The sequence below is a fragment of the Simplicispira sp. genome (assembly GCF_028687295.1).
Classification (GTDB): Bacteria; Pseudomonadota; Gammaproteobacteria; order Burkholderiales; family Burkholderiaceae_C; genus Simplicispira; species Simplicispira metamorpha.
Genome location: NZ_JAQUAL010000018.1, coordinates 1 through 9,339, shown reverse-complemented (window position 1 = coordinate 9,339; position 9,339 = coordinate 1). Strand labels below are relative to the sequence as shown.

At 64.1% G+C, this 9,339-nt stretch carries 5 protein-coding genes and 1 pseudogene; 1 reads left to right on the top strand and 5 read right to left on the bottom strand.

Annotation, left to right across the window (positions count from 1 at the left end; genetic code table 11):
* Positions 1-144: pseudogene (locus PHX69_RS03805) on the top strand (1-(5-phosphoribosyl)-5-((5-phosphoribosylamino)methylideneamino)imidazole-4-carboxamide isomerase); the annotation flags it as partial.
* Positions 145-211: 67 nt separating this feature from the next.
* Here PHX69_RS03805 and bcsG read toward each other — a convergent pair.
* The 5 genes from bcsG to PHX69_RS03780 form a co-directional block, all read right to left on the bottom strand.
* The gene (gene bcsG / locus PHX69_RS03800; RefSeq protein WP_288042433.1) at positions 212-1,804 is read right to left on the bottom strand and encodes a cellulose biosynthesis protein BcsG; all 1,593 of its coding nucleotides are present in this window, start codon (positions 1,802-1,804) and stop codon (positions 212-214) included.
* Positions 1,805-1,815: 11 nt separating this feature from the next.
* Positions 1,816-4,269, bottom strand: coding sequence for a UDP-forming cellulose synthase catalytic subunit (gene bcsA / locus PHX69_RS03795; RefSeq protein WP_288042432.1), 2,454 nt, complete (start codon positions 4,267-4,269; stop codon positions 1,816-1,818).
* An 11-nt stretch (positions 4,270-4,280) separates the two neighbouring features.
* A complete protein-coding gene (gene bcsQ, locus PHX69_RS03790) occupies positions 4,281-5,087 on the bottom strand; it encodes a cellulose biosynthesis protein BcsQ (protein ID WP_288042431.1) in 807 nt (268 codons plus the stop codon).
* A gap of 177 nt (positions 5,088-5,264) precedes the next feature.
* Positions 5,265-6,980 carry a cellulose biosynthesis protein BcsE gene (gene bcsE, locus PHX69_RS03785; RefSeq protein WP_288042430.1) on the bottom strand — a complete coding sequence of 572 codons (1,716 nt, stop codon included), beginning with the start codon at positions 6,978-6,980 and terminating at the stop codon, positions 5,265-5,267.
* 130 nt (positions 6,981-7,110) lie between these two features.
* The coding region (locus PHX69_RS03780) for a cellulose synthase subunit BcsC-related outer membrane protein (RefSeq protein WP_288042428.1) at positions 7,111-9,339 on the bottom strand (2,229 nt) is incomplete at its 5' end.

Genomic DNA, 9,339 nt, shown 5'->3' with positions numbered 1-9,339 from the left:
GGCTTGGGCAGCATGCAAGACATCGAACGGCTCTGCGCCGTCGAGAGCGAGGGTGTGGAAGGTGTGATTTGCGGCCGGGCCATCTACTCGGGCGATCTGGACTTTGCCGCCGCCCAAGCGCGCGCCGACGCCCTGGCGGCCTGATAGCCGCCGGCAAAGCACACCCCGGTGGCCTGCTTCCCGCCCTTGGTGCGCCACGATGGAGGCGCCGTCAGGGCGCGTATTTGATCCACGGGTCGTTGCCCGACTTCAGAAAGTATTGGCCCGCGTCGTTGCGCAACGTGACCACGTCCGCGTTTTCGGAAATGAAGCGCGTGCCGGGGAGTTTGGCGATGCGTTCGGCCAGGGTTTGCAGGGGCTGGGGCGCAAAAGGGTTGTCGGTGAACCAGTCGTTCAGCAGGGCAAACAGATCCAGGTAGCTCATGGGCTGGCTGACCACCAGCGGCGCGGTGGGCGTGTTGTTGGCCGGTGTGCCGACAGGGGCGGCTGGCAGCGGCAGGCCAATCAGCTTGACGGCGGTGGGTACCACCGTGATGCGCGGGCTGGGGATTTCACGCATCCCTGAAATTTGCATTTTGTCGCCGCGCAAAGCGGCGCCATGCTCGGGCACCAGAATCAGTGCCACGGGGCGTTTGCTCTTTTCCAGATCATTGATGAAGCGGTCGAAGTCGGCCAGCAGCTGTACCAGGCGCGGCTTGTAGGTGTCCAGGCTGCTGCGCGAGGTGATGCCGGGAACCCGGTTGCCATCGTGCAGCGATACGGTGTTGTAGTACAGCGCGGTGGGCGATCGGCCTTGCGCAGTGTGTTTTTTCCACCACTGCGACAGCAGAGCGTAATCGTTGTAGATGGGCGAGCCATCAAAGTTTTGCATGTGGACTGGCGCACTCTGGTTGGGCAGCAGCTTGCCCTGGAGGCCCCCTTTTTGTTCGAGCATGGTGGCAAAATTTTCATACACACCGTCATGGTTCAGCAGAGCGCCAGTTTGGTAGCCTATTTTTTCCAGGCTGGGAAATACATAGCAGGCCGGGTCTTCGCCTTCGTAGATTTGCTGGTGGCGCTGTTGGCCGCAGGTGCCATGCAGCACGCGCAGCGAGGCCGGGCCGCTGTAGCTGGCAGCGCTGTTGAAATCGGTGAACACCACGTCAAAGCGCTGTAGCAGCGGGTGGTCGCGCATTCCGACAAACTCCATGTCGTCCCATGACAGCGAGCACACATGCAGCAAGATGATGTCAAACGGCGGTGGAGTGGTACTGGCGCTGAACTGTATGCGCCGCTGGCTTTGCTCGGCATAAAAGGCCCGCACCAGCTCGTCGGGGGTGCCGGGCTGCTGGGTGGCTGCGCTGGCGTTGGCATCGCCCAGACCTGCCACGCTGGTGTGGGGGTCGGCTGCATCGGTTTGCAGGAACTGCACCATGGGCACGCTCAAAATACCTGCCAGCGCCAGCGTGGCAAAACGGATGCGCCGCGCCAGGAGGCTGTAGCTGCCGATGATGACCACCAGGCCCATCGCCAGTGTGGGGCTGAAGACACGCTGTAGCAACTCCAGCCAGTAGTCGGCACTGAAGCCGAGCAATGCCTTGGCCTGCGAGAGCACGCGCCCTGGCGGGGGCAAATAGGAGTCGCTGTAGAGCAGCGCCAGTGCTGCGGGCCAGGCCAGGACGCTGCGCCACCGACGCCAACGGCCCTGTGGCATGGGCCATGCCAAAGCGGTGCCCAAGGCCAGGTTCAGTACCCAATCAAAGCCCGTGTAGCCGCGATAAAACAGGCCAGTCTTGAGCAAAAAGTAAAGATTCCAGTAGTGCATGGAATCTCGGTTCAGAGCGTGCGTGAACGTGGCATGAGGCGTGTGAGAAAGCTGCGCGCATCGGTGGCCAAGGTGTGCCCGAAGGTGCGGTAGCCGCGTACGCCCAGTTCGGCAATTTCTTGCAGGCCTTGCAGTGGGCGGTCGGTGTCATGGCTTTCGTTCCAGTCACGCCACACGTCCTTGCGGGCAAAGGTGCATTGCACCAGGTCGATTTGCTGCTGGGTATCCAGCGGGTCAAACTCCAGACCGACTTCACCGCTGTGGCGTTGCAGTGCTACGGTGGCAGGAAAGACGCATTCCGTCTGGCCACGCCATAAACCGAGATGGACTTTTTGTCCTGCAACCAGGGGCGTACCGGCGGCCATGTGCAGGCCCACACCGGTCATCGAGAAATCCACGCACTGGGCGTGCAGCACCAGGCCGTCATCCAGAAACAAAGTGGCGGGCATGCGGGTGTTGACCCGATGCATGCGCCGCACCTGGCGCGACTCGGCTGCCACGCCCAAGGCAGCGCCCAGAATCAGGATGCTGTAGGCCGTCCACAGCAGGTTGAGCAGCACGGTGGCGGTTTCGTGGGTATTCCAGAAGAACAAGCGCCCCAAACCCACGCCAAAAGCCAGGAAGTTCAGCAACACCAGGATGGTGTAGGGGCGTGAAATACCCCAGTCAAAGTACGGCTGCGCCACCAAACCGCCTTTGGCCGTGACGTTGAACGTGCCAATGCGCGGGTTGATCAGTGCCACCGTGGTAGGCCAGGCCACGTACCAGGCCAGCACGGTTTCATACACCTCGGCCCAGAAGCTGTGGCGGTATTCGCCTTGTACGTGGGCGTTGGCAATGTTGGACTGCAAGACGTAGGGAAACACATACAAGGCAATCAGGATGGCGCTGGCATTGATGATGTGCCACTCGAAAAACAGAAACGCCATCGGCGCCGTCAAGAACACCAGGCGCGGTAGTCCGAAGAAAAAGTGCAGCATGGCGTTGCTGTAGCAAATGCGCTGCCACAGCGTCAGCCCCTTGCCCAGAAAGGGGTTGTCGGTACGGAAAATCTGCGCCATGCCGCGCGCCCAGCGAATGCGCTGGCCCACATGGGCCGACAGGCTTTCGGTTGCCAGGCCAGCGGCCAAGGTGCGGTTCATGTAGGCCGTGGTGTAGCCCCGGCGGTGCAGCTTGAGGGCGGTGTGCGCGTCTTCGGTCACGGTTTCGACGGCAATGCCGCCCACTTCCATCAAAGGCCCGCGCCGGATCACGGCACAGGAGCCGCAAAAGAAGGTGGCGTTCCAGAAGTCGTTGCCGTCCTGGATCAGGCCGTAAAAAAGTGCCCCTTCGTTGGGCACGCGCCGGAAGGTGCCCAGGTTGCGCTCGAACGGGTCGGGCGAGAAAAAATGGTGCGGCGTTTGCAGCATGGCGCACTTCGGGTCGTGCTGGAACCAGCCTACGGCGCTGGTCAGAAAAGACTCGGTGGGGATGTGGTCGCAGTCAAAAATGGCGATCAGTTCGCCGTGGGTGATTTCCAGAGCGTGGTTCAGATTGCCTGCTTTGGCATGCCGGTTGTTGGTGCGGGTGATGTGCCGCACGCCCACCGACTCGGCAAACTCCCGAAACTCCTCGCGTTTGCCATCGTCCAGAATGAATACATTGAGTTTGTCGGCGGGCCAGTCGAGTGCCAGCGCTGCCAGCACGGTGGCGCGCACCACGCTCAGGGGTTCGTTGTAGGTGGGAATGAACACATCCACGCTGGGCCATTCTTGTGGCGTGCCGACCAGTGGTGCCGTGGGGCGCTGTAGCGGCCAGGCCGTCTGGATAAAACCAAACACCACCACCAGCCAGGTGTAGGCCTCGGCCAGCAGCAGGCCGTAGCCCAGGAGGTACTCCATGGGCGATTCAAATTCCAGCGAGGACGTCAGGCGCCACCAGGCATACCGGCCCATGGCCAGCAGGCTCAGGGTGGCCAGCATGAGCGTGGGGTACTGCCCCGGCAGGCGCCGCAGCACCATGGCCAGTGCCCACGCCAGCACCATGAACAAGGTCTGGCCAAACCACGTGAAGGGCGTGGTCATGACCAGGATCGCCGCCAAAGTGCCCAGTCCCAGAGCGATCCACCGGGCGCCGGGCAAGGCCAGCACGGGCCCCAGATAGCGATCGGCCAAGCGCCCTGACGCGGTAACGTTGATGTGCGGTGCCAGCTTGTCCAGCCAGCGCATGGCCAAACGCACGGGCCAGGCGGCGGCATACAGCAACCTGGTCGTCAGCTTGATGGAGCTGGTCAGCAGCCACGCTACCGCACCCAGCAGGCGGTAGGTGCCGGAGGCCAGACTGGCCCAAATACTGTCGCCCGGCACGGCTGGACGCACCAACAGGCGCCACAGCCACAGTCGCAGGGGCGCATCGCTGGGTACTTCCAGCAAGTGGGCCCACCAGGCTTGCAGGCGGCGCAGGAAACTGGTGGGGGTGGTTGGCAAGGGCGCTGGTGTCATGCGGGTTGCACCAGTGGGGTGTGGGCTGTGGCCTGCGGGGCTGTCGGCAGGTGGTTCATCAGCCACTGGCTGATGCCTTGCAAGTCGTGCGAGGACTGGGCTTGCGGTGCCCAGGCACACACATTGGCAGCCTGCCCGCAGGCCTGGGCGATGTTTTCATCTTCGTGTACGGAGTAGGGCAGCAGCACGTCGCCCCATTGCGCGCGCAGCGTTTGCAGCGCCGTGCGTTGGGAGGGGCGGCGCGGGTCGATGCGATTGATGGCAATGGCGTATGGCACACCGGCCGGTGCTTGCGCCAGAGCCTGCTCCACCAGCGCTTGCGCATGGCAAGCGCGATCCGATGCTTCCAGCACGATCAACACCACACTGGCCACTGCCATGGCCTGACAGGACAGTGGCGCAGGCCAGGTAGGTGTATCCAAAAAGATAGCGCTATCCGCAGGTACATCAAGGTCTTGAAGCCGATTTTGCAACCAATCTGGACTCAGTGCCCATGCGTGCTGCAAAGCGGCCAGTTCCGGCAGGCTGACCGCCCCAAAGGGCAGCCAGCCCACCGTGTCCGAGTTGCTCAGGGCAGCGCCGCCCCACCACTGCCCTTGTGCGGCCAGTGTGGCCCAGCCTGTTTGGTTGCTTTCTGGTGCGCCCAAATGCCGCCCCAGCGTGTTCTGCCTGCACAAGTCAATCGCCAGGCAGGGCCTGCCTTGCATCGCCACCAAGGTGGCCAGATGCGCTGTCAGGGTGGTGCGCCCGGCGCCACCCAGTGGCGAGACGATGGCAATCGGGGCGGCTGTAGTGGCCATCATGGGCTGTGCTCCGGCGGTACTGGGCGCTGTGCGGCGGACGCATAGGGCACGATGCAGCGCAAGGCACGCGTACGTTGGTGCCTGCGTTGCAGCCAGGCGATGCATGCCCAGGCCAACGCGGCGCCCACAGTGACAGAAACGAACAAGAGGAAGAAATTCATAACGGGTGTTGGCTGCTCAAGGCGCAGCAAGATCGCGGCGGCGTTGGGCTATGGGCTTGGCGTAGATGCTGGGCCGTTTTGCGGGCGATGCGGTGGGTGTGGGCGCCTGCGTAGAGTCGAGGCTGGAGGGCACGGCTGGCGGCAGCGCGGGCACGGTGGCCATGGATGTTGGGTTGGCAGTGGCCGGTACCGTCGGTGTGGCCAAGCCAGCAGGCGATGTTGGCACCAGTGGTGCGAGCAGGCTGCTGTAGTCGGGCAGGCCCTGGCGTGCGGCGTGGTCTAGCCCCTTGAGCATTTGCAGCATGCCTGTGTGCGAGCAGTCGGTGCTTTGGGCCGTAAAAAGCTGTGCCACGGGCACGTCAAACAGGCGCTCCAGGGCCGATTCAATATCGGGCTCGCGGCAGGCAAACAAAAACACATACACCGCGCTGTGGCTGGCAGTGACCAGGTCGCCATCGCGCGTCATCTTGCACGCGCGCAAAGCGGTGATGTGGGCAATTTGGGGGGCGATGTCCAAACGCACCATGCTGTGGCCCAGGCCAATGCTGTGCGTGCGCTCCAGCATGCCCTGCACCAGACGGCAAAACTCGGGCGCTGGTTGGTAGCCGCGTGCCAGCGCTGGCATGAAGGCGTTCAATGCCTGCGCGTAATCGGGATTGACGGGGCGGTGGTAGCTTTGGCTGCGGATGTCTTGCAGCAATTGCAGCAAACGGGAAAAACCCAGTTCACGGTAAAAAACCGCGTTGGCGCCCAGCTGCAGCAGGGCTTGTTCGTTGTGCGCGCGCAGTTTGCCGGTGCTCTCGCGCACCACGATTTTCAGGGTGGGCGGGCGCGTCAAGCGCAAGTGGTGTACCAGGCGCGCACGCTCTTCAAACCCGTCGCTGTTGCCCGCGTCGATCAGTACGGTGGCACCAATGCTATGGGCAGCGGCCGTTGCCACGCCGTCCAGCGCGTCCACGATCTGCCAGTGCGGTGGCACGCCGTGCTGCTGGGCTACCGCAGCACGGGTGGCGATCACTGCGCGCTGGTCTGGCGCCTCCACCAAGACCTGGCCTTGGCCCTGGGTGCGGCTGCCGTCGTAGCGCAGCTGCTGCGTCTGTGCGTCCAGCGTGAGGCCAAAACCCGTTTGGAAGACGGCGCCGCTGTCGCTGTTCCAACGCTCAAAGTGCAAAGTGCTGTGGTCTGCACCGGTACACAGGGTGGCGATGTGCATGGTCATGCCGCACAGTTCGCGCAGCATGGGCAGTACATCGGTCGGTGGTGCCATGGTGGGCGGGCAAAAACCCAAGACAACTGGCTGCTGGCGCTCCAGGCAGCGCAGGCGCAGTTGTTCGCCCACGCGCACCAAGGCCTGCATATCCAGCCCCGTGAACAGGGGCTGGGCATCCATGACGTACACCGCATGCTCAGGTCGCAGGCCAACGCTTTGCAGTTCGGTCCACAGGGGGCGCAGCCCTTGAGTGCGCAATACAGACGGCAGGTTTGGCGCCATCGTCCAGATGACCAGCTGCCCTTGTGCATGGGCAGTGTGCAGTGCGGGGTAGGACAGCAGGCGGTCAATCCATTCCGGGTCGTGTGCCAGCAAAAATACGCTGCCAGCCGACACCGCATCGGTCAGCAGAGCGGGCAGCCACAGTTCTGCACTGGGCATGTCGCGCGCTACCAGCGCTACGGGGGCGCCGTGCGGCAGCCGCCCCATGCCATCGGGCAAGGCGCCGACACCCAGCCCCATGGGCAGGGCCGTGCTTGGCTGGTGTGCAGAGGTGCGTCGCCATGGGCGGGCGAGCGTGCGCAGCACACCCCCCCAATTCAGTGGAGGCTTGGATGGGCGGGAAGACCGCAGCATGGAAGACGCAGACATCTCAGAAACTGGAATAGGTTTGCACGGGGCGCGGGCGGTTTTCTGGCGGTACCAGGACGGGGTGAAAGCGGTAGCGGGCGTAAAACAGCAGGCTGGTGGGTGCGTAGTAGGCAGAGCGGTCGAGGTCGAGTTGCGCGCCCAGAGTCAGTTGCTGTGACAGGTCGTATTCGATGGCCGCGCGAAAAGACCGCCCCAGGCCGGTGCTGCGCCCTCCCAGGTAAACAGGCTGGCCCCCCAGGTCGCTGGCCTGGGCTTGCAATGCCGGGTTGGTCGGGAAAAAGTTGGAGTCCCTGCTGGAGCTGCGCGAGGCCGATACGGCGCCGCGCACCAGCCAGGTCAAGGCGCCATTGCGGCCACTCCACTCCAGCGGCAGCGCCAGCGACAGGTAGTTGCGTGGGCTGTAGTAGCCGCCATGCCCCCAACTGAACTCCGACAGATCGTGGCCGTAACGCCAGGCCGACACCGCCAGTGACAAGTTGACGGTGCTGTGGCTGGACTGCCAGACATCGCGGTCTGCCGCCCAGCGCAGTTGCAGGCGCGTATTGCGGCGCACATTTTTGCCGGTGAGCAGGGCGTAGCTGGCACTCAACGAGGTGCTGTACGGGCCGATGTCGGTGGACACCCGGGTGGATAGGCCTGTAGCAACGACGCCTCCCCACACCGCTCCGGTGATGGGGTCGTGCGCGCCAGCGTAGGTCATCAGGTTGCCGGTGAGAGGGCGGCGCGATACGCCAAACCGGTAGTTGAAGCCGTCGGTGCTGTCGCTGTGCGACACGCCGCCCACCAGGTTGGTGACTGGAAAGCCGATGCCCGTCGCCCCAATGTCCCACTCCAGGTTGTCGCCCACAAAACCAAAACCGACGTTGGTGCCGGTGCTGCGCTGGCGCGTCCCGCCCAGGCGGTAGTCGCCCTCGGGCCATGCCGCGACCTGGCCATAGTTGCGTGCACTGTCCCTTTGCAGCGGCAGCTCACCTGCGTCCAACTGGACTTGGTCGACGTGCAGCACATAGTGTCCGTCGTAGCCCCGGGGCATCCAGGCCACCATCGGGCGTTCCCAGCCGTGCAGGCTGGAGATGCCCTCGGTGGCATTTTTTTCCAGTGTTTGTTGCCCGCCTTCGATCCAGACCTGCCGACGCGCTTCAATGGTGCGTACTTCGGTGGCAATCTTGTCCAGGGCTTCATGGCCGGTGTGGGCCGTGGCGTGGATGGGCGCAGAGGCGTTCAGGGTGTATGTCAGCGCCAGCGGCATGCCCGGTAGTGCGTCAGTCTGGCCAGATGTGTTCGGGGTGGCAGCGGGTGTGCTGGCGGGCAAGGGCCATTGCAGGCTGTAGGTCAAGGCCAGTGGCTTGCCCTGCGGTGTATCGGCGGTATCGGGTGTGCCGGGCGTGTTGGTGGTGCCCGTCAGTGCCATGCCGGCGCTGTGCGCTTCCCGTGCCCACGCGCGTTGAAACAGCCCAATGGCCTGTGCGTACTGGCGTCCGGCGCGCTCCAGCCGCGCGGCGTGCAGCAGTACATCGGTATCAGCGGGGGCCGATTGCAGTAGCTGTAGCGACAAAGCCCGTGCCTCTGCCATGTCGCCAGCGCGCTGCCACAGGCGCAGCAGTGCCAGCTGCTGGTTGGTATCGGTGGGGGGCAGGTGCTGCGCCAGCCAGCGCGCTTGTTCCATAGCTTCTTCACTGCGTCCCTGGCGCGACAGGGCGTCGCCCAGCGCCATGCGCAGCGCTGCGTCGTCCGGCAACTCGGCTACCAGTGCTTGCAGAACGGTGGTGGCGTCGGCGTATTCACCGGCGGCGGCCAGCAGCTGTGCCTGCACCCGGCGGCGCTGCTGCTGGGTGGGGGCTGCATGGCTGCGTGTGTGGATGTCTGGCAGCGGGGCGTGTGCCAGTTCGAGCGCTTGACCTGGTTGGCCAGCGGCGCGCTGGCGCTCAATCTGGCGCTCTTGGTGGTTGCCGTACAAGGCCAACAGCTGCGCCTCTTGTGCGCTACTCCATTGCAAATGCGCCAGCAAAAGGGGCAGGCGCTGTGCCACAGCGGCATCGTTTTGTGCACGGTGCAGCAAGGCGGTGTGGTCGAGTTGCACTGGCACAGGCAACGGGCCAGCGCGCTCTTGCAGCCGGTCAAATACCGCCACGCCCGAGTGGGGTTGGCCGCGCTTGAACCAGGCATTGGCCACGGCATACAGCAAGTCGGCATCGTTTTTGGCCAGTGCCTCGGCGCGCTCCAGCAGGCT

What these genes read in the sequence shown, in the direction of transcription:
- bcsG (WP_288042433.1), bottom strand. Translation starts at nt 1,804, where the DNA reads ATGCACTACTGGAATCTTTACTTTTTGCTCAAGACTGGCCTGTTTTAT.
- bcsQ (WP_288042431.1), bottom strand. Translation starts at nt 5,087, where the DNA reads ATGATGGCCACTACAGCCGCCCCGATTGCCATCGTCTCGCCACTGGGT.
- bcsE (WP_288042430.1), bottom strand. Translation starts at nt 6,980, where the DNA reads ATGGGGCTGGGTGTCGGCGCCTTGCCCGATGGCATGGGGCGGCTGCCG.